The sequence below is a fragment of the Flavobacterium longum genome (genome assembly GCF_965137575.1).
GTDB lineage: Bacteria > Bacteroidota > Bacteroidia > Flavobacteriales > Flavobacteriaceae > Flavobacterium > Flavobacterium longum.
Genome location: NZ_CBCRZJ010000008.1, coordinates 65,853 through 86,805, shown reverse-complemented (window position 1 = coordinate 86,805; position 20,953 = coordinate 65,853). Strand labels below are relative to the sequence as shown.

Sequence of the window (20,953 nt, the reverse complement as noted above, 5' to 3'; positions counted from 1 at the left end):
TGTATGAAAATCAACCGCGCCATGCATGCCATCATCGTGTTGCTGTTTACATCCTGGGCCAGTTTCGGCCAGGCCAAGCACACGGTTGCAAAGGGCGAAACCGTTACCCAAATCGCACAGAAGTACCGCATTACGCCCTTCGACATTTACAAACTCAACCCAGATGCACAAGCGGGAATCAAGGAAAACGATGTGTTACTGATTCCGTCCGGGGCACAGGTTGCGGTCACAAAACCAGTTACAAAAGCCACCACGCACACGGCAAAACCCAAGGAGACGCTTTTTAGTATTTCCAGACAATACGGCGTATCCGTGGACGAAATCGTAGCGGCCAACCCCGTCTTGAGCCAAGGCTTGAAGATCGGGCAAACCATCAAGATTCCGGCGTCGGGCGGCACTGGAGCGGCTGTTGAGACCACGCCTGTTGCCAAACCAACGCCAGCGCCCGCGATTACCAAAGTAACCAAAACCACTACAACCGGAAATGTGTCATACCACGTGGTGGAACCAAAAGAAACCAAATTCGGTATCGCCAAGAAATATGGTATGACCGTGGCCGAACTCGAACAGCGCAATCCGGGCATCGAAAAGAACCTGCCGATTGGTTACAAACTCGTCGTCTCGGGCAGCGGCGCGACCGAAACGCATACCGAAATCGTCGAAAAACCGGTGGCCAAAACGCCAGAGCAACAGCCAGCCGCAACGACGACAACCGAGCCGAAAAACACCAAATTTTCAGGCTACGCCAACTACGAGGTCAAGCCAAAAGAGACTATTTTCAGCCTGACGCAGATGTTCGGCATCTCAGAAAAAGAACTCATGACTTTAAACCCGCAGCTTAAAGACGGCCTAAAAGAAGGCATGATCTTGAAAGTGCCGGGCCGCGGATCGGTCATCGCTGAAAGGACGGACGCGACCACAGACTTAACCAAGAAAATCTCATCACGCGAAAAGAAGCAGTTGGTATTGATGCTGCCGTTCAACGCCTCGAAAATACAGGGCGATTCGTTGAAGTCTGTCGCTGAAAGGTTGAAGAAAGACGCCTTTTTGAACATGACGCTCGACTTTTACGCCGGCGCGCTCGTGGCCATCGATTCAGCCAAAACCCTTGGGATGAACATCGATGTCAAGATTTACGACTCCGAGGAAAGTAAAGCCAATTCGAATGTGGCATCGCTTATCCAAGGCAACAATTTCAAGGAAGTCGATGCGGTTATCGGGCCGTTTTACCAGCAACACGCCGAACGCGCTGCCGAACTGCTCGACAAGGCCGACGTTCCAGTGATTTCGCCGTTGTCCAAAGAATCGGGCAAACCCTACGCAAACCTTTACCAAGCCATGCCGTCGACCGACGTTGGGCGCATGGCCGTGCTGGATTACATGATGCGAAAAAACGGGAACATCATCATCGTGAACGATCCCAAACGTACCACCAGCAAGGAATTCATTGCAAGGAATTGTCCAGAGGCACAGTTTGTAGGCCTCGATGACATCGGCAACATCAGCATCGAAAGCCTGAAGAGTTTGCTCGTGAAAGACCGCCAGAATTTCATCGTACTCGACACCGAAAAAACGGGCATGATCTTGAGTACGACCAATTTGTTGCTTAACGAAATGGCGAATTTCCAGTTGCAACTGGCCATTCTCGAAGCCAACGAAACGCTCGATTACGACGAGATTTCCATGAAACGCCTCACCATTCTCAAGTTGCTGTATCCGTCGATGACACGCGAGAACAATAGTGCGGCGGCCAGCGCATTTGAAAACCATTACAAACGCGACAACAAGATTTTTCCAAGCCAATACGCCGTGCGAGGTTTCGACGTGACATTTGATACCATGCTGCGCCTATCGCAAGACAAGCCTTTCAACCAGGCGGCTATCGAAAAAACAGAACAGGTCGAGAGCAAATTTGCCTACACGACTTCGGGCGAAGGGTTTGTAAACAAAGGCGTTTACGTGTTGGAATATCAGGAAGACCTTTCCGTAAAAGAAGCACAATGACCTCAAAAGTAACCTACGTCGGTGGGCTGCGCACCGAATCCGTCCATTTGCAATCGGGCAGCACGGTATTGTCAGACGCGCCCACGGACAACCACGGAAAAGGCGCGGCATTTTCGCCGACGGACATGATCGCGAACTCACTTGCTACTTGCATGCTCACGACTATGGCCATCAAAGCCGACACGATGGGCATTGATTTGTCCGGCTCCACGGCCGAAGTCACCAAAGTGATGCAATCGGATCCGCGCAAGATCGCCAAAATCATTGTCACCTTGTCCATGACCGGCACGCACGAAGACCGCGACCGCACCGTACTTGAACGTGTCGGCCACCATTGCCCGGTGGCACTGAGCCTGCATCCCGACTTGGTTCAGGAAATTACCTGCCAATGGCGTTAAATTGTTTTGGGCGTTGCCTTCGGCCCGCGCTGTCCACTATATCTTTTGCGCCGCTGCGCTTTGCAAAAGGATGCCGTTTCCATCGCTAACGCGGCCTCACCCGAAACATGGTTCCAGAAAAAGAATTCCTCATCAAACTCGCGTATGCCAAAATGCCGTTCGGCAAATTCGAAGGCCGTTACCTCATTGACCTTCCCGAATATTATCTCGTCTGGTATAAAAACAAGGGTTTCCCCGCCGGATTGCTCGGCCAGCAAATGCAGCAAGTCTACGAATTACAGTTAAACGGTTTGGAAGATTTGGTGCGTAACATCCGCAGACAATACCCTCGGTCCAGGCAGTAGTTCTTGGCTGGCGGCGGCCCATCTTGCGTGAATTCCAAGCCTGCCGTTTCCCCAAAATAATTGTCAATTATCCATTATCCATTGTCAATTATTAATCGTATTTTTGCCACGTTTTTTTACCACACAACACAACTACAATGAACCAAACGAAGTATATTTTTGTGACCGGCGGCGTAACGTCTTCCCTCGGGAAAGGCATCATCGCGGCGTCACTCGCAAAATTACTCCAGGCACGCGGCTACCGGGTAGCCATCCAAAAATTTGACCCGTACATCAACGTCGATCCGGGCACGCTCAACCCTTATGAACACGGCGAGTGCTTTGTGACGGACGACGGCGCAGAAACCGACCTCGACCTGGGCCATTACGAACGCTTCCTGAACATCCCGACCTCGCAGGCCAACAACGTCACCACCGGCCGCGTATATCTGTCGGTCATCGAAAAGGAACGCCGCGGCGAATTCTTGGGCAAGACCGTACAAGTCGTGCCGCACATCACCAATGAAATCAAGGAGCGCATGCAGTTGCTGGGCAATTCCGGCGACTATGACATCGTCATCACCGAAATCGGCGGTACGGTGGGCGACATCGAATCGTTACCTTATATAGAAAGCGTGCGCCAGTTGCTTTGGGAATTGGGCGAGAACAACGGCATCGTCGTGCATTTGACGCTCGTGCCTTATCTGGCCGCCGCCCGCGAACTGAAAACGAAGCCTACGCAACACTCGGTGAAAAGCCTGATGGAAAGCGGTATCCAAGCCGACATCCTGGTATGCCGTACCGAACACGAATTGTCGGACGAACTGCGCCAGAAATTGGCGTTGTTCTGCAACGTCAAACGCGAAGCCGTCATTCAATCCATCGACGCGTCCACGATCTACGAAGTCCCGAACATGATGCTTCAAGAAGGACTGGACGTTGTGGCACTCAAGAAACTCGCGCTCCCGAAAAAGAATACGCCTGATTTAAAGAATTGGAATATTTTCCTGCAACACCTGAAAAATCCGAAGCACGTCGTGAACATCGGCCTGATCGGGAAGTATGTAGAATTGCAGGATTCGTACAAATCCATTTTGGAAGCGTTCATCCACGCAGGCGCGGCAAATGAAACGAAAGTGAATGTGGTGTCGGTACATTCAGAGCACATCGACGCCAACAACGTTGCCGAAAAACTCAAAGACCTCGACGGGATTTTAATTGCGCCCGGTTTCGGCGAGCGCGGCATCGAAGGCAAGATTGAAGCCGTGCGTTACGCCCGCGAAAAGCAGATTCCGTTCTTCGGGATTTGCCTCGGGATGCAAATGGCCGTCATCGAATATTCCCGCAATATTTTGGGGCTGAAGGACGCCAATTCCACCGAAATGAACAAAGGCACGTCGCACCCGGTCATCGATTTGATGGAAGACCAGAAAAGCATCACCGACAAAGGTGGCACAATGCGTCTGGGCGCGTGGAAGTGCGATTTGAAGGAAGGCAGCCTGGCCCGCAAAATTTATGGCGTGAAAAGCATCATGGAACGCCACCGCCACAGGTACGAATACAACGGAGAATACGCCGCGCAGCTGGAAAGCGCCGGTCTGAAATCGTCGGGCATCAACCCAGAAACCGGGCTGGTGGAAATCATCGAGATTGAAAACCATCCGTTTTTCATCGGCGTGCAATACCATCCGGAATACAAAAGTACGGTAGCCGACCCGCATCCGTTGTTCGTGAGTTTTGTAGCGGCGACGGTGAAGGCAAAACAAAAATAACGTTCAAGGTTCAAAGTTAGGCGCAAGAGTGGCCGAAAACTTTGAACTTTGGACTTTGAATTTTAAACATGGAAGAAAAAAAGTTCGACAGGAATTCGATCATCGGATTCATCTTAATCTTCGGGATCATGATGTGGATCATGTTCATGAACGCACCCGACGAGAAACAAGTAGCCGCCGAGAAAGCCAAAAAGGAGCAAGTCGCCAAGGAAGAGAAAATCCGCAATGCAAGCATCAAAAGCGCGATTACGGCCGTGGACACGACGTTCAAGGATTCGGCGCAAATGGCGAAACTCAAGGCTACGTTGGGCGCATTCGCGTATTCCGGTACGCTGGCATCGGCCAAGGAAGGTTACACCGTTTTGGAAAACAGCTTGATCAAACTCAAGATCGCCAACAAAGGCGGTTATATTTCCGAAGCCACGCTCAAGCAATTCACGAAGTTCGAAAAAGGTTCTGGCCAATTGGTTGAACTCGTCAATAAGAACAACGCGCAACTCAACCTCAAGCTCAAGACCAATGACAACCGCGTGCTCGACACCAAGGAATTGTATTTCGAGCCCACGCTGACGCAATCCGGGAAAGACCAGATCTTGACCATGCGCCTGAAGGCCGGCGCCAATGAGTTCCTGGAATACAAATACGTGTTGAAACCGGAAAATTACATGCTGGATTTCAACATCCGTTCGCAAGGTTTGGCCAAAGTGCTCAACACGTCGTCGCCGACCGAGTTGAACTGGGGTATGAAAACCTTCCGCAACGAAAAGAGCATTTCGTATGAAAACCGTTATACCGAAATCAACTACCAATACGAAGACGGCAAACACGATTACGTTTCGGCCGGATCCAATCAGGAAGAAGACATCGAAAAACCGACTTACGTTGCCTTCAAGCAGCATTTCTTTACATCGATCTTGATGACCGAAAAACCCTTGGCATCGGCCAAGTTGTATTCGAACGATTTGACCAACAACGAAAAACACGACTCGACGTTCACCAAGGAAATGCGCATGACCGCGCCATTGGCGTTTTCGGGCGGCGAACTCGACTACAAGATGAACTGGTATTATGGCCCGACGGATTACAACATCCTGAAGAAGTATGACCGCGGCCTGGAGCGCATCATCAGTTTGGGCTGGGGCATTTTCGGCTGGATCAACCGCTGGATCTTCATTCCGTTGTTCGGGCTGATCAGTTCTTATTTCGCTTACGGCATCGCCATCATTTTGTTTACGTTGCTGATCAAGCTCCTGATGTCGCCGATTACCTACAAGTCTTTCCTGTCTCAGGCGAAAATGAAAGTGCTGCGTCCAGAAATGGCCGAACTCAACGAGAAATTCAAGAAAGACCCGATGAAGCGCCAGCAGGAAACCATGGCGTTGTACTCGAAAGCCGGCGTGAACCCAATGGCAGGCTGTATCCCGGCGCTGATCCAGTTGCCGTTCATGTACGCGTCGTTCCAGTTCTTCCCGGCCGCGATCGAGTTGCGCCAGAAGAGTTTCCTTTGGGCCGATGACTTGTCGTCTTTCGATGCGATTTACCATTTGCCGTTCACCATTCCGGTGTATGGCAACCACGTGTCGTTGTTCCCGATTTTGGCATCTATTGCGATTTTCATCTACATGAAGATGACGACCGGAGATCAGGCTATGGCGCAACCGCCGCAGGAAGGCATGCCGGACATGGCGAAAATCATGAAGGTGATGATTTATCTCTCGCCAATCATGATGCTCTTGTTCTTCAACAACTACGGTTCAGGCTTGTCATTGTACAACTTCATTTCCAACTTGGTGACTATCGGGATCATGATCGTCATCAAGAAATATGTCGTGGACGAGAAGAAAATCCACGCGCAGATCCAGGAGAACAAGCTCAAGCCGAAAAAGCAGAGCAAGTTCCAGGCGAAGATGCAGGAATTGATGGAGCAGGCCGAAGCACAGAAAGCGGCCCAGAAGAAAAAGTAATTACAGGAAAAATACCGCCGCGAATTTTCGAATTTTTGATTCGTGGATTCGCGGCTTTGTTTTTAGTGCAGTTTCACGAACAGCCATTGGCCAACGTGTACGCCAGACTTGAAGAGCGCCACCAGCGCCAGAAAAGCGGCCATTCCAAGGATGATTTTTCGGGTGGTTGATTTAAAGAATTTCGGTAATTCCATGGTTTTGATTTTCGGAACAAGTCGTTGAAATTGTACTTTGTTACATACCTTTATACTAAAACCCGCGCCCCGCAGTTATATTCAAAATTTTTGACGATGAAAAAAGCGATGGTCTTACTCTTGATCTTTTTGTTTGGAACGCTTTCGGCCCAGCAGCAAAGTGACAATCAAGTCGATGCCGCCGGCAAGAAACACGGCCCATGGAAAGGCTATTATGAAACATCCAAACGGGTCAAATACGAAGGTGCTTTTGACCACGGCAAGGAAACCGGCATCTTCAAGTTTTACGACGATACCAAGGCGCATGTCATGATTGCCACCCGTGATTTCACCAAAGGCAACGGCGCCTACACGATTTTCTACGACCAGAAAGGCAACAAGGTCAGCGAGGGCAATGTCGTCAACAAACAGTACGAAGGCGAGTGGAAATATTACCATGAAGCATCGCCTGTCGTCATGACCATCGAATTCTACAAGGCCGGTAAATTGAGCGGCGCCCGCAAAACATTCTACAAAAGCGGGAAAATCGCCGAAGAGGAAAATTATGTGAACGGCATCCGCGAAGGCGCCTATAAAAAATACACGGAATCCGGTATCGTCCTGGAGGAAGTCACCTACAAAAAAGGGCAACCCGACGGCATTGCCATTTACCGCGATTCAGACGGAAACCTGGCATCAAAAGGGCCATATGTAAACGGCCTCAAGAAAGGCGTTTGGGAATTCTACAAAGGCGGAAAATTCGAGAAGAAGGAAAAATATCCGCTCCGCCGTAAGTTCGCCAAGACCGTTCCCAAACCCGTAGAAGATTAAAAATTTCATCGTACCTTTGCCGCCTATTTTTAAGTCATGAAAAGAGTAGTGGTTGGGCTTTCGGGTGGCGTGGATTCGAGTGTGGCGGCGTATCTCTTGCAGCAGCAAGGATATGAAGTCATTGGCTTGTTCATGAAGAACTGGCACGACGATTCGGTCACGATTTCCAACGAATGTCCTTGGCTGGAAGACTCAAACGATGCCCTGCTCGTCGCAGAAAAACTCGGTATCCCTTTCCAGACCGTCGATCTAAGCGAACAATACAAGGCGCGCATCGTAGATTACATGTTCGCTGAGTACGAGAAAGGCCGCACGCCCAACCCGGACGTGCTATGCAACCGCGAGATCAAGTTTGACGTATTCATGAAAATCGCCTTGGAGCTGGGAGCAGATTACGTCGCAACCGGGCACTACTGCCGGAAGTCTGAAACAGATATTGACGGGAAAAAAATATACCAACTGCTTGCCGGTATTGATAAGAACAAAGACCAATCGTATTTCCTATGCCAACTTTCACAGGAACAATTGTCAAAAGCGTTGTTCCCGATTGGCGAACTGACCAAGCCCGAAGTGCGGGAAATTGCCGCGAAGATGTATTTGGTGACGGCCGAGAAAAAAGATTCCCAAGGGCTGTGTTTCATCGGGAAGGTACGTTTGCCCGAATTCCTGCAGCAACAACTCCAACCAAAGGAAGGACTGATTTACGAAGTGGACCGAAACCATCCGGTCTATACCAACCGCGAAGTGTTTCCCGATGCCGCCGAGGCGCTCATCCGTGAAGCGGAAGGGTTTTCCTACGCGCCGGATATGGGTAAAGTCGTCGGCAAGCACCAAGGCGCGCATTATTTCACCAATGGGCAGCGCAAAGGCCTGAATGTGGGCGGCACGGGCGAACCGCTGTTCATCATTGCCACCGATGTGCAAACCAACACGATTTACACTGGCAAAGGCAATGCGCATCCGGGATTGTTCCGCAAGGCGTTGTACGTACGCGAGGACGAAATCCATTGGGTGCGCGAAGATTTGGCCTTGGCGCCAGGTGAAACCATGCCGGTCATGGCGCGCATCCGGTACCGCCAGCCATTGCAACAAGCCGTTTTGCACAAGTTTGCAGACGGCCTTTACGTGTCTTTCGAGCAACCGCAGTCGGCGATTACCGCGGGGCAATTTGTTGCTTGGTATGCCGATGATGAATTGATTGGTTCGGGCGTCATCTCCAAATAGCCAAAAAGTTTTCGCGTTGCATTTTCCTGTGCGACAATTTTGTAGCTTTGGATAATTTTCAAAAAATCATGAAAAAAATCTATTTCATATTCGCTTTGTTGGCTTCGTCTGTTGCTTTTGCGCAAGAAGACGCATGGGTGTATTTCAATGACAAGCCCAACGCCGATACGTATCTGGGCAATCCGTTGACTATGCTTTCACAGCGTTCGCTCGACCGACGCGTCGCGCAAGGCATCGGCCTCGATACCAAAGATGCGCCGATTGAACAAAGTTTCATCGAACAAATCGCCCAACTCGGAACGGTGGAAGTGATGGCCAAGTCCAAGTGGCTCAATGCCATCCATGTCCGCGGCAGCCAATCCGAAATCAATGCCTTGGCGGCTTTTAATTTCGTCGATCATGTCCAGTTCGCAAATCCGTCGCTGAATCCTGCCGGCAAACCGCGTCGACAGAACGCTTCGCATACGACGGCCAAGACGCTCGACACGCAGGTTGATTTCCCATATGGCAGTTCGGCCAACCAGATTGAAATGCTCAACGGCCAATTCCTGCACCAGCAAGGTTACACCGGCCAAGGTAAGATTGTGGCGGTGCTTGATGCCGGTTTTCCGGGTGTAAATACCGTACAACCGTTCAAACGCCTGCGGGACAACAACCAGATTCTGGGCGGTTACAATTTCGTGGACCGCAATGAGGATATTTACACACGCAGTTCGCATGGTACGATGGTATTGTCCACGATGGGCGGCTATGTCCAGAACCAATTGGTGGGCACGGCGCCCGATGCGTCTTATTACTTGTTCATCACCGAAGACGTAAACGGCGAAAACCCAATCGAGGAATCATTTTGGGTAGAAGCCGTCGAACGCGCCGACAGCCTTGGCGTAGATGTCGTGAATACGTCCTTGGGTTATTTCGGATACGACAACCCGAACTACAGCCATACCTATGAAGATATGGACGGGCAAACCACATTCAGTGCGCGCGGTGCCAATATCGCTTTTACGCGCGGCATGATCATGGTCGTGTCTGCCGGAAACTCAGGCAACTCCAGCGATCCCTTCATTGCGACACCGGCCGATGCCATCAACGCCTTTACCATCGGTGCCGTGGATGCTTTCGGCGATTATGCGTCTTTCAGTTCGATCGGCCCGAGTTTCGACGGGCGCGTCAAGCCCGATGTCGATGCGCAAGGGCAAGCGTCTGTGGTGGCCAATCCGTCGGGTGCGGTGGTCACGGCGAGCGGTACGTCGTTTTCAGGCCCGATCATGGCCGGAATGGTGGCTTCGTTCTGGCAGGCCTATCCGCAGTTAACCAACGCACAAGTCATGCAAGTCGTCCGCGAATCGGCGAGCCTGTATGAAAACCCAACCGATGAAATGGGCTACGGAATCCCGGACTTTATGGCTGCGCTAAACCTTGCATCTTTGGCTACCGGAGAAGTCGGCGCGTCCAAATTCGTCGTCTTCCCGAATCCGGCGCAAGAGCAAATCTCCATATTGTTGCCTGACAACGTGTCGCAAGCCCATATGACCATTTACAATCCGCTGGGTCAAGTCGTGGCGCAGAAAAGTATTAGTTCGCATGACCGCTTGGTCAATCTCGAAAACTTGGGCAGCGGCGTTTATCTTTATACGCTCACGGCGGGCCAAACCACCCAATCGGGCAAACTCATCAAAGGATAAGTGAACAGGATTACAGCACTTTTCAATACAAAATACCCGATCGTGCAGGGCGGCATGATTTGGAACAGCGGCCATCGGTTGGCGAGCGCGGTCAGTAATGCAGGCGGATTAGGGTTGATTGGCGCAGGTTCGATGTATCCCGACGTACTGCGCGAACACATCCGCAAATGCCAGCTGGAAACGCAAATGCCGTTCGGGGTCAACGTACCGATGTTGTACCCGAACATTGAGGAAATCATGGACATCATCGTTCAGGAAGGTGTGAAGATTGTATTTTCGTCCGCCGGAAATCCCAAGACCTGGACGCCATTCCTGAAAGAACACGGGATTACAGTTGTCCATGTGGTCAGCAGTACAAAATTCGCACTCAAGGCGCAGGAAGCCGGCGTTGATGCGATTGTTGCCGAAGGTTTTGAAGCCGGTGGGCACAACGGCCGCGACGAAACGACGACGTTGACTTTGATCCCTATGGTACGCGAGCAAATTCAAATCCCTTTGATTGCGGCTGGCGGTATCGCTACCGGTCGCGGCATGTTGGCGGCGATGGTGCTCGGTGCCGATGGCGTTCAGGTGGGCAGCCGTTTTGCGGCGTCGCACGAATCGTCCTCGCACAATAATTTCAAGGAAATGATAGTTAAGGTTAAGGAAGGCGACACGCAATTAACCTTGAAGGAACTCGCGCCGGTGCGGCTCATCAAAAATAAATTCTACAACGATTTGCAGGAACTGTACGCCAAATCACCTTCAGTGGATGACTTGAAAGCGTTGCTCGGACGCGCGCGCGCCAAGAAAGGCATGTTCGAGGGCGACATGGACGAAGGCGAACTGGAAATCGGGCAAATCGCTGGCCTGATCCACGAAATCAAACCCGCCGGGCAAATCGTCGCCGAGATGATGGCCGAATTCGAGCAGGCCAAAAAAGAAGCAATACATTTAGGATAATGGCAAAATTAAAGACACTCATCATCATATTATTTTTGGCAGTCGGCATGCAGGCATCGGCGCAAGTGTATCGGTTCAAGGCGACCGGTTTCAGCGTGCTCGAAAAGAACGAGAAAGGCAAATGGGGCGATTGGTCGCCGCTGCAGAAGACCGAGTTGATCATTACCCTCGATACCAAGAAAGACCGCATCATCGTGTATTCGCAGGAAATCCAGTTGTACAAGATCGTGACCTATCAGCCCGAAGAGGAAAACGACGACGACCTGATTTATGGCTTTTCCTGTGCCGATGAGGAAGGAAATCCGTTTACGATTTCAATTATCACCCGTAAGAAACAAGGCGGCCGCAAGCAGCTTTACATCAACCAAAAGAATGTCATCTTGATGTACAATATCGAGAATTACAAGGACAAATAATCCGGATTGAAGCGGCGGTTGCGTTAGGTAATAATAAATTGAGGCTCTGAAAAGAGCCTTTTGTATTTTTTGTACGACATCGAAATCCTATTAATTTATTGTTAATGACTTTGTTCATAATATTGAACAGTCCAAAAATAGCGACGCTTGAATTTGTAGTAATATAGTAGCATGTTACGGCGTGTCGTTTTTTAACAAATGCAATGAAAATAAGGGTTTTCCCTTTTGGCCAAGGAGTAGAATGACATGACGGATTTTAAAAATTTGTCAATTCTTCGCGCTTATGGGAATAACTACCAAAGTTAAAAACATATTCTTCTTTTTTATCGCCACGTTTTTGTTGGGCACGGCCAGTGTTTTGGCGCAATGTCCGACGGTGTCCGATAACACCCAATCATTTTGCGACCTCGAATCGCCGACCATTTCCAGTCTTGTTGCTACCAACAACGGCGGCGGCGTGGTGTGGTATGCCAACGCGACGGGCGGTGCGCCGCTTTCAGGTGCGTCGGGCCTCGTGAACGGAGAAGATTATTGGGCCGACAGTACGGCGGGTTGCGGCGCGCGTGTTCAAGTGACCGTGACGATTTATTCTGCCCCGACAGGCCTTAGTTTTCAAGGCGTTTGCGTGGGCGATGCGACTGATGCGCAAATCAACGACCTGATTGCGGCCGGAAACAACGTGCAATGGTACACGACGCCATCGGGCGGTACGCCTTTGCCTGGAAATACCCAACTGGTAGACAGCACGATTTATTACGCCAGCCAGACCAATCCAGATACAGGATGCGAAAGTTCAAGGCTTTCGGTTTTCGTTAATGTAGGTGTTGTCCCGACGCCAACCGGGCCGCCAATCCAACAATTTTGTAACACGTCCGGCGCTACGATTGCAAACCTTGTGGCGAGCGGCGTCAACAATTGGTATCCAACGGCTACTTCGGCGGTACAGTTGCCCACATCTACGCCGCTGGTGAATGGCCAGAGCTATTTTGCGACAACCGTTGACCCGCCATGCGAAAGCCAGAGTAGGCTAGAAGTGCAGGTGCAACTGCTTGCTCCGAACAACTCCGGGACAAATGGTAACAGAAGCATCTGTGTAAACCAAGTCGCGACAACAGCACCGTTCAACTTATTTGGGCTTTTAGGCGGCACGCCAGACAATACGGGTAGTTGGACTGGCCCGATTGCCACGACGAATGGCGCGCTCGGTACGCTCAATCCTGCGACGATGACTTTGGCCGGCAGTCCATATGTATTTACCTATACCGTAAATAATGGCGTTTGTACACCAAGTTCATCGACCGTTATCATCACGATTTTGCCTTTGCCCACGGCATCCATTTCCGGAAATGTGACGGTATGTTCCGGAAATAGCGCGACGGTTACCTTTACGGGAACGCCGAATGCCACCGTTACCTATAATAATGGCAGCGGCAACCAAACCATTACGCTCAATGCCGCCGGAACGGCCACCATCAACCAGGCTTTTACAGCAACGACTACTTATACATTGGTGAGTGTGGCATCGGCCGGGACACCGAGTTGCAGCCAAACGGTGGCCGGAACCGTAACGGTGAATGTACTGCCGTTGCCGAACGCGTCCATCGCATCGAATGTCAGTGTGTGTGCCGGTGGCAGCGCAACGGTAACCTTTACGGGCACACCGAACGCAACCGTGACTTACAACACCGGCGGCGGTAACCAGACCATTGTGCTCAATGCCGCGGGCACCGCAACTATTACGGCAAATTATACAACGACGACCACCTTTAATTTGGTGAACGTGGCATCTTCTGGAACGCCTAGCTGTACGCGAACGTTGGCAGGTTCGGTTACGGTTACGGTGATCCAGCCGCCAACGGTAACCATCGGCACCAACACTAGTGTTTGTCAGAACGGATCTGCTACAGTCACTTTCACGGGAACACCAAATGCAACGGTTACCTATACGGTAAGCGGTGTGCCGGGCAACCAGACGATTGTCCTCAACGGCGCGGGTACGGCCAACATCACCCAAAATTACGCGGCCACCACCACATATACATTGGTGGGAATCGCAACAGGCGGTACGCCGGTTTGTACGGCTCCAGCAACGGGAACAGTAACCATTACGGTGTTGCCACCACCAACGGCCACCATCGCGGCAAACACGACAGTTTGCCAAGGATCAAGCGCAACGGTGACCTTTACCGGAACGCCCAACGCGACAGTGACCTATAATAATGGAAGTGGCAACCAAACCATCACGCTCAATGCGGCGGGAACGGCTACGATTACACAAACCTATACGGCCACGACCACGTACACTTTGGTGAGCGTGGCTTCAGCAGGAACGCCAAGTTGTACAACACCGTTAAATGGGTCAACCACCATCACGGTCGCACCATTACCTACGGTCACCATCAGCGCCAACGCCACGGTGTGTTCTGGGCAGAGCGCGACGGTTACCTTTACGGGAACGCCGAATGCAACGGTCACGTATAATACGGGCGGCGGCAACCAGACCATCGTTTTGAATGCTGCGGGCACGGCCACGATTACACAGAATTTCACAACCACGACCACTTATAATTTGGTCAGTGTCACATCGGCGGGAACGCCAAGTTGTACGGCACCGGCAACGGGCAGCGTTACCATTACGGTTGTTCCGCCACCGACGGTCACCATTGCATCGAATGTAACCGTTTGTTCCGGACAAAGTGCGACGGTAACTTTCACAGGCACGCCAAATGCAGTCGTCACTTACAATAATGGCAGCGGCAACCAGACAATTACGCTCAATGCCGCCGGAACCGCTACGATTACACAAAATTTCACATCGACCACGATTTTTACCTTAGTGAGCGTCGCTACCGCCGGAACTCCGAGTTGTAGTGTACCGGTTAACGGTTCTGTTACGATTACTGTAGTGCCACCGCCAACAGTGACTATTTCGGCCAATGCGACTGTTTGTTCAGGCCAAAGCGCCACGATTACTTTTACAGGAACGCCGAATGCGACCGTCACTTACAACAATGGCAGCGGTAACCAAACCATCGTCCTGAATGCGGCGGGTACGGCTACGATTTCCCTGACCTTTACATCGACTACGACCTTTACACTCGTCAGCATTGCAACTTCGGGTACGCCGAGTTGTACGGCGCCGGCAAACGGAAGCGTTACCATCACAGTGGTGCCGCCGCCAACGGTGACCATCGCATCCAACACGACGATTTGTTCCGGCGGAAATGCCACCGTGACGTTCACGGGAACGCCAAATGCTGTCGTGACTTACACGGTAACGGGCACGCCAGGCAACCAAACCATTACCCTCAACGCCGCCGGAACAGCTACCATCAGCGGCACCTATACGTCGACCACAACCTTTACTTTGGTAAGCGTGGCTACGGCTGGAACACCAAGTTGTACGCAGCCGGCCGCGGGTACGGTAACCATCACTGTTGTTCCGCCGCCAACCGTTACTATCGCGTCCAATACCACGGTCTGCTCAGGACAGAGCGCGACGGTCACTTTTACGGGCACACCAAATGCGACGGTCACTTATAATAATGGCAGTGGCAACCAAACTATTGTCCTGAATGCAGCCGGAACCGCTACCATTACGCAAAATTTCACATCGACCACGACCTTTACGCTGGTGAGTATCACGACAGCGGGCACGCCGAGTTGTACCGCGCCAGTTACCGGAAGCATCACCATTACGGTTGTGCCGCCGCCTACGGTTACCATTGCATCAAGTGCGACGATTTGCTCCGGACAAAGTGCAACGATAACTTTTACCGGTACGCCGAATGCCATCGTTACTTACAACAATGGCAGCGGCAACCAGACCATCACGCTCAACGCTGCCGGAATCGCTACGATTACGCAGAACTTTACTGCAACCACGACCTTTACATTAGTCGGCGTGGCCACATCAGGTACGCCGGGATGCAGCGCGCCGGCTACGGGCACAATCACCATCACGGTTCTGCCACCGCCAACTGTAACGATTGCATCGAGTGCGACGATTTGTTCCGGGCAAAGTGCGACGATAACGTTCACCGGAACACCAAATGCGACCGTTACCTATAATAATGGAAGCGGCAACCAGACCATTATTTTGAATGCTGCGGGTACTGCCACTATTACACAAAATTTCACTTCGACCACGACCTTTACGCTGGTGAGTGTGGCCACGTCGGGGACGCCGAGCTGTAGTGTGCCAGCCACTGGATCTGTCACGATTACGGTTACGCCGCCGCCAACGGTAACGATAGCGTCCGATAGTACGATTTGTTCAGGGCAAAGCGCCACGGTCACTTTTACGGGAACGCCGAACGCCACCGTAACGTACAATAACGGAAGCGGCAACCAAACCATCGTCTTGAATGCGGCGGGCACGGCAACTCTCACTGGAACATACACCGCCAATACGACCTTTACACTCGTGAGTGTTGCCACTTCGGGTACGCCGAGTTGCAGTGCGCCGGCAAACGGAAGCGTTACCATTACCGTATTGCCACCGCCAACTGCCACCATCTCGGGGAGCATTACCATTTGTTCCGGGCAAAATGCCACGATAACTTTCACGGGCACGCCGAACGCTACGATTACGTACAACACGGGAAGCGGCAACCAAACCATCGTACTCGATGCGAGCGGCAACGCCACGATTTCCTCAACATTCACGACATCCACTACATTTACTTTGGTGAGCGTCGCTACGGGTGGTACGCCCGGTTGTTCCGTACCGGCCACAGGTGCTGTGACGGTAACCGTTACGCCGCCGCCAACCGTAACTATTTCGGGCAGCGCGACGGTCTGTTCGGGCGATAATGCGACGATAACCATTACGGGAACGCCCAATGCGACGGTGACTTATAACGACGGAACGACCAACCAAACGATTGTACTTGATGCTTCGGGCACGGCGACGATTTCGGGAACGTTCACCTCGACCACGACCTACACCTTGGTCAGCGTGGCCACTTCGGGTACGCCGAGTTGTAGTGCGCCGGCAACCGGTTCGGTGACTATTACCGTGACTCCGCCGCCAACGGCCAGCATATCGGCCGATGCGACCGTCTGCTCGGGCCAAAGCGCAACGGTGACTTTTACCGGAACGCCCAATGCGACAGTCACGTATAATAATGGAAGCGGCAACCAGACCATTGTCTTGGACGCCGCCGGAACCGGCACAATTGCGCAGAATTTTACATCTACTACGACCTTTACGCTGGTAAGCGTCGCCACATCAGGAACACCTGGATGTAGCGCGCCTGCCAATGGGTCAGTAATCATTACCGTTTTGCCGCCACCAACCGTTGCGATTGCATCGAGTGCCTCGGTCTGCTCAGGCGGAAGCGCAACAATCACATTTACGGGAACGCCAAATGCAACAGTAACATACAACGACGGCACCGGCAACCAGACCATAGTCTTGGATGCTGCGGGGTCGGCGACCATCAGCAATACTTTCGCAACGACCACAACATATACGTTGGTGAGCGTTGCATCTTCGGGCACGCCAAGTTGTACACAACCGGCTACCGGATCGGTTACCATTACCGTCGTGCCACCGCCAACGGTGACGATTTCGGCGAGCGCTACTTCGGTATGTTCAGGGAGTGACGCGACAATTACCTTTACAGGAACGCCGAACGCCATCGTCACTTACAATACTGGAGGCGGCAACCAGACCATTCAACTCGATGCGGCCGGAAACGCGACCATTACTGGAGGCATCATCGGCGATATCACCTATACCTTGGTGGGTGTCGCTACTTCGGGAGCGCCAAGTTGTAGCGCACCGGCCAACGGTTCCGTAACGTTGACGGTTACTCAACCGCCGGTCGCCGGTGACGATGTGGCCAATCTTTCTTTGTGTACGACCAGTGCGGCCGTTGATCTCTTTACGCTGCTTGGGGCGTCTGCACAAACAGGCGGTACATGGTCACCAGCTTTGGCTAGCGGCACGGGCGTTTTTAATCCCGCTTTGGACGCATCAGGAACATACGTCTATACGGTTGCAGGAACAGCGCCATGCCCGGATGACACCGCATCGGTCAACGTAACGGTGAACACGCCTGCAAATGCTGGATTCGATGGAACACTTACCGTGTGCTCGAACACCACCGGTGTCAATCTTTTCAATTCATTGGGCGGCACACCACAAATCGGCGGCATTTGGTCACCGGCTTTGGCGAGCGGAACGGGGGTGTTCAACCCGGCCGTTGATGCGGCGGGCACTTACACGTACACCGTGGCTGGCATTGCGCCTTGTGCAAGCGATTCAGCGACCGTTACCGTCAGCATCACGCCATCGGCCAATGCCGGAAGCGATGCGGCCGTTACCATCTGTAATACGGCGCCATCGCAGGACCTGTTCGCCTTGTTAGGCAGCACTGCCCAAACCGGCGGCACGTGGTCACCCGCTTTGGCGAGCGGCACAGGTGTGTTCAATCCAGCGGTTGATACTGCCGGAGCCTATACCTATACCGTAGTGGGCGCGCTACCTTGCGGAAACGATACTGCTACCGTGACCGTAACCTTGGCGTCACCACCAAATGCAGGTCAGGACGCTACGGCAAGTCTTTGTTCGAATGCCGATCCACAAGATTTGTTTACTTTATTAGGGAGCAATGCCCAAACGGGCGGTACTTGGTCACCGGCTTTGGCAAGCGGTACGGGTGTGTTCAACCCTGCGGTAGATGCGGCGGGTGTTTATACCTATACCATTATTGGCGCACCTTCATGTGGAAACGATTCGGCTACCGTAACAGTTTCGGTGACGCCAGGCCCAGATGCCGGACAAGACGGAACGTTGACCCTTTGTACAGACAGCGCCTCACAGGATTTGTTTGGTTCATTACAAGGCACGCCAATGGCAGGCGGCACGTGGTCACCGGCTTTGGCGAGTGGCACCGGTGTGTTCAACCCAGCGGTTGATCCGGCCGGGGTTTATACTTATACATTCTTCGGTACGCAGCCTTGCGACAACGATACGGCAACGGTTACCGTGACGGTCAATCCGGTGCCGAATGCGGGCGCTGACGGTACGGCCTTCTTCTGTTCAAACCAATCGCCAGCAGACTTGTTTGCGAGTTTGACCGGATCGCCGCAACCGGGCGGTACGTGGTCACCGGCTTTGGCTAGCGGTACCGGCGTATTTAACCCAGCGGTTGATGCGGCTGGCACGTATACTTACACCGTAGGCGGCGGCTTCTGTAGCACGGCGACAGCGAATGTTGTCGTTTCGGTAACCCAGGCACCAAATGCTGGTGGCGTGGGCGCAACATTGCTCATCAACAGTTGTGTCAGTGAGACTTCCGTGGATTTGTTCACGGCACTCAACGGCACGCAGGACTTGACCGGTGTTTGGACAGATTCATCGAACACCGTGATCACCAACCCGATCAATCCATCGGTTTTGGGCGCAGGCACGTTTACCTTCACTTATACGGTTACCGGCGGTACATCGCCATGTACGTCCGATACGGCTACCGTGACGGTCAATATTTCACCGGCACCGAACGCGGGTACGTTTGGCGGTTCGCAAAGTGTTTGTACATCGGCGGGCACGTTTGACTTGAATACTTTGTTAACCGGGGCGCAACCCGATGGCGTCTGGACAGATTCATCGAATACCGTCGTGACCAACCCAATCACTATTTCGTCGTTGGGCGGCGGCACGTATACCTACAATTATACGATTACCAACAGTTGCGGTACCGATACCGAACCCGTTCAGTTGGTTATTTTGCCTGCTCCGGCTTTGACGGGCGCCAACCTCAGTGTCGTGTCCTCGATTTGTTTGGGCGATGCGGCCGCGGTAACCTTGTCAGGAATGGCTGACGGCACGTATGCCATCAGCTACGACTTGTCTGGAGCAAACACTCAAACGGGGCAATCCATCGCACTTATCGTGACTGGCGGTGGTGCAAGTTTCACCATTCCGGCTTCGATTCTCGTCAACCCGGGCGCTACGACCATTACGTTTACCAACATCGCCAACATCATCACCAATTGTTCAAGCGCGCTGACTAATGTACAGGCGGCCGTAGTCATCAACCCGATTGCCGATTTGGACAGCGCCAACCTATCAGTGGTGAATTTCTGTTTGGGTTCCGACATGACGTTGGTGGTTTCCGGTGCGGCGAATGTACCGGACGGCACGTACCAATTCAACTATGCGATTCCGGGCGCGAACCCAGCTACTGGTACTGTAACGGGAACGATCGCGTCTGGTGCAGGACAATTGACTTTCCCTGCAGCGAACTTTACAACCAACGGCAATTACACCGTAACAATCACTGGAATCGTTAGCCAATCGGGCGGATGCAGCAACCTGAGCGAGAACGCTTCGGCACCGTTCCAGATTTCCTCGGCACCGAACGCTGCGGGCGCAACGATGGCTGCGGGCAGCACGTGTATTGGTTTCCAAAACACCGTTTCGATAACAGGCGCGACAAATCTGGTCGATGGCGATTATACGCTGGCTTACGCTTTGTCCGGTGCGAATACCGCATCGAACACCGTTACCGTTACTTTTGCTGGCGGCGTGGCAAGCTTCGTTATTCCGGCGGCCGAATTGGCCAACGCAGGAAGCACGACTTTGACCATTCAATCCATCACAACGACATCCAGCCCTTGTGCGGGTTCGGGGACCGATTTTACACCAGTGACCTTTAACGTCGTGCAATTGGGTACGCCTGTGCTGATTCCGTTGGGCAACGAGTTCTGCGGTTCAGACCGACCGACTGTTGCTGAATTGTCCGCCAACATTACCGGTAGCGACACCGTGGTCTGGTATGACGCGCCAACTGGCGGCAATGCTTATGCGTCAACCGATTTCCTTCAGAACGGCATCACCTATTATGCGACTTATATTGCCGGTTCGGGTTGCGAAAGCCCAACACGATTGGCCGTAACCGTAGATTTGACGGTTTGCGATGACATCATCATTCCGGACGGTTTCTCACCGAATGACGACGGCATCAACGATACATTCGTCATCGTGAACCTGCCCGAACTGTATCCGAGATTCAAGCTGGAAATCTACAACCGTTACGGCAACATCCTCTACAAAGGCAACATCAATACGCCGAACTGGGACGGAACAGCCAGCCAGGGCGGACTGAAAATGGGCGGCGACCTGCCGATAGGCGTCTACTTCTTCATAGTCGAATTTAACGATGGACAACGCGAGCCGCTTCAGGGCAGGGTTTATTTAAGCAGGTAAT

12 protein-coding genes are annotated in these 20,953 nt (G+C 52.3%); 11 read left to right on the top strand and 1 reads right to left on the bottom strand.

Features of this window, described 5'->3' with window-relative positions; translation table 11 throughout:
• Window positions 1-3: 3 nt before the first annotated feature.
• The 5 genes from ACM9J1_RS13190 to yidC all read left to right on the top strand — a co-directional run bounded on the left by ACM9J1_RS13190 (window position 4) and on the right by yidC (window position 6,461).
• Entirely contained in the window at window positions 4-2,004 is a 2,001-nt protein-coding gene (locus ACM9J1_RS13190; protein WP_415582539.1) for a LysM peptidoglycan-binding domain-containing protein, read from the top strand.
• A complete protein-coding gene (locus ACM9J1_RS13185) occupies window positions 2,001-2,402 on the top strand; it encodes an OsmC family protein (RefSeq protein ID WP_415582538.1) in 402 nt (133 codons plus the stop codon). Before ACM9J1_RS13190 ends, ACM9J1_RS13185 begins: the two co-directional genes overlap by 4 nt.
• Before the next feature lie 107 nt (window positions 2,403-2,509).
• Window positions 2,510-2,746: a DUF3820 family protein gene (locus ACM9J1_RS13180; protein WP_415582537.1), complete on the top strand. Its 237-nt coding sequence runs from the start codon at window positions 2,510-2,512 to the stop codon at window positions 2,744-2,746.
• A 137-nt stretch (window positions 2,747-2,883) separates the two neighbouring features.
• A complete protein-coding gene (locus tag ACM9J1_RS13175; protein WP_415582536.1) occupies window positions 2,884-4,497 on the top strand; it encodes a CTP synthase in 1,614 nt (537 codons plus the stop codon).
• A 68-nt stretch (window positions 4,498-4,565) separates the two neighbouring features.
• Window positions 4,566-6,461 carry a membrane protein insertase YidC gene (gene yidC, locus ACM9J1_RS13170; protein ID WP_415582535.1) on the top strand — a complete coding sequence of 632 codons (1,896 nt, stop codon included), beginning with the start codon at window positions 4,566-4,568 and terminating at the stop codon, window positions 6,459-6,461.
• 62 nt (window positions 6,462-6,523) lie between these two features.
• Here yidC and ACM9J1_RS13165 read toward each other — a convergent pair whose 3' ends face one another.
• Window positions 6,524-6,655 (bottom strand): hypothetical protein, encoded by a 132-nt coding sequence (locus ACM9J1_RS13165; RefSeq protein WP_415582534.1) that lies wholly within the window; start codon window positions 6,653-6,655, stop codon window positions 6,524-6,526.
• 96 nt (window positions 6,656-6,751) lie between these two features.
• Here ACM9J1_RS13165 and ACM9J1_RS13160 point away from each other — a divergent pair, with 96 nt between their 5' ends.
• The 6 genes from ACM9J1_RS13160 (at window position 6,752) to ACM9J1_RS13135 (ending at window position 20,952) form a co-directional block, all read left to right on the top strand.
• A complete protein-coding gene (locus ACM9J1_RS13160; RefSeq protein WP_415582533.1) occupies window positions 6,752-7,465 on the top strand; it encodes a toxin-antitoxin system YwqK family antitoxin in 714 nt (237 codons plus the stop codon).
• A 36-nt stretch (window positions 7,466-7,501) separates the two neighbouring features.
• On the top strand, window positions 7,502-8,689 hold the full coding sequence (gene mnmA / locus ACM9J1_RS13155; protein ID WP_415582532.1) for a tRNA 2-thiouridine(34) synthase MnmA: 1,188 nt from the start codon (window positions 7,502-7,504) through the stop codon (window positions 8,687-8,689).
• A gap of 68 nt (window positions 8,690-8,757) precedes the next feature.
• Window positions 8,758-10,374, top strand: a complete 1,617-nt coding sequence (locus ACM9J1_RS13150) for a S8 family serine peptidase (RefSeq protein ID WP_415582531.1) — start codon at window positions 8,758-8,760, stop codon at window positions 10,372-10,374.
• Window positions 10,375-11,316, top strand: a complete 942-nt coding sequence (locus ACM9J1_RS13145) for an NAD(P)H-dependent flavin oxidoreductase (RefSeq protein WP_415582530.1) — start codon at window positions 10,375-10,377, stop codon at window positions 11,314-11,316. It abuts the gene before it with no gap.
• Window positions 11,316-11,732: a hypothetical protein gene (locus tag ACM9J1_RS13140; protein WP_415582529.1), complete on the top strand. Its 417-nt coding sequence runs from the start codon at window positions 11,316-11,318 to the stop codon at window positions 11,730-11,732. Before ACM9J1_RS13145 ends, ACM9J1_RS13140 begins: the two co-directional genes overlap by 1 nt.
• Before the next feature lie 283 nt (window positions 11,733-12,015).
• Entirely contained in the window at window positions 12,016-20,952 is an 8,937-nt protein-coding gene (locus tag ACM9J1_RS13135) for an Ig-like domain-containing protein (RefSeq protein WP_415582528.1), read from the top strand.
• Window position 20,953 lies beyond the last annotated feature (1 nt).

Bases quoted from the DNA above. Each gene is read 5' to 3' on its own strand.
- ACM9J1_RS13190 (WP_415582539.1), top strand. From the start codon at position 4: ATGAAAATCAACCGCGCCATGCATGCCATCATCGTGTTGCTGTTTACA.
- ACM9J1_RS13185 (WP_415582538.1), top strand. From the start codon at position 2,001: ATGACCTCAAAAGTAACCTACGTCGGTGGGCTGCGCACCGAATCCGTC.
- ACM9J1_RS13180 (WP_415582537.1), top strand. From the start codon at position 2,510: ATGGTTCCAGAAAAAGAATTCCTCATCAAACTCGCGTATGCCAAAATG.
- ACM9J1_RS13175 (WP_415582536.1), top strand. From the start codon at position 2,884: ATGAACCAAACGAAGTATATTTTTGTGACCGGCGGCGTAACGTCTTCC.
- yidC (WP_415582535.1), top strand. From the start codon at position 4,566: ATGGAAGAAAAAAAGTTCGACAGGAATTCGATCATCGGATTCATCTTA.
- ACM9J1_RS13165 (WP_415582534.1), bottom strand. From the start codon at position 6,655: ATGGAATTACCGAAATTCTTTAAATCAACCACCCGAAAAATCATCCTT.
- ACM9J1_RS13160 (WP_415582533.1), top strand. From the start codon at position 6,752: ATGAAAAAAGCGATGGTCTTACTCTTGATCTTTTTGTTTGGAACGCTT.
- mnmA (WP_415582532.1), top strand. From the start codon at position 7,502: ATGAAAAGAGTAGTGGTTGGGCTTTCGGGTGGCGTGGATTCGAGTGTG.
- ACM9J1_RS13150 (WP_415582531.1), top strand. From the start codon at position 8,758: ATGAAAAAAATCTATTTCATATTCGCTTTGTTGGCTTCGTCTGTTGCT.
- ACM9J1_RS13140 (WP_415582529.1), top strand. From the start codon at position 11,316: ATGGCAAAATTAAAGACACTCATCATCATATTATTTTTGGCAGTCGGC.
- ACM9J1_RS13135 (WP_415582528.1), top strand. From the start codon at position 12,016: ATGGGAATAACTACCAAAGTTAAAAACATATTCTTCTTTTTTATCGCC.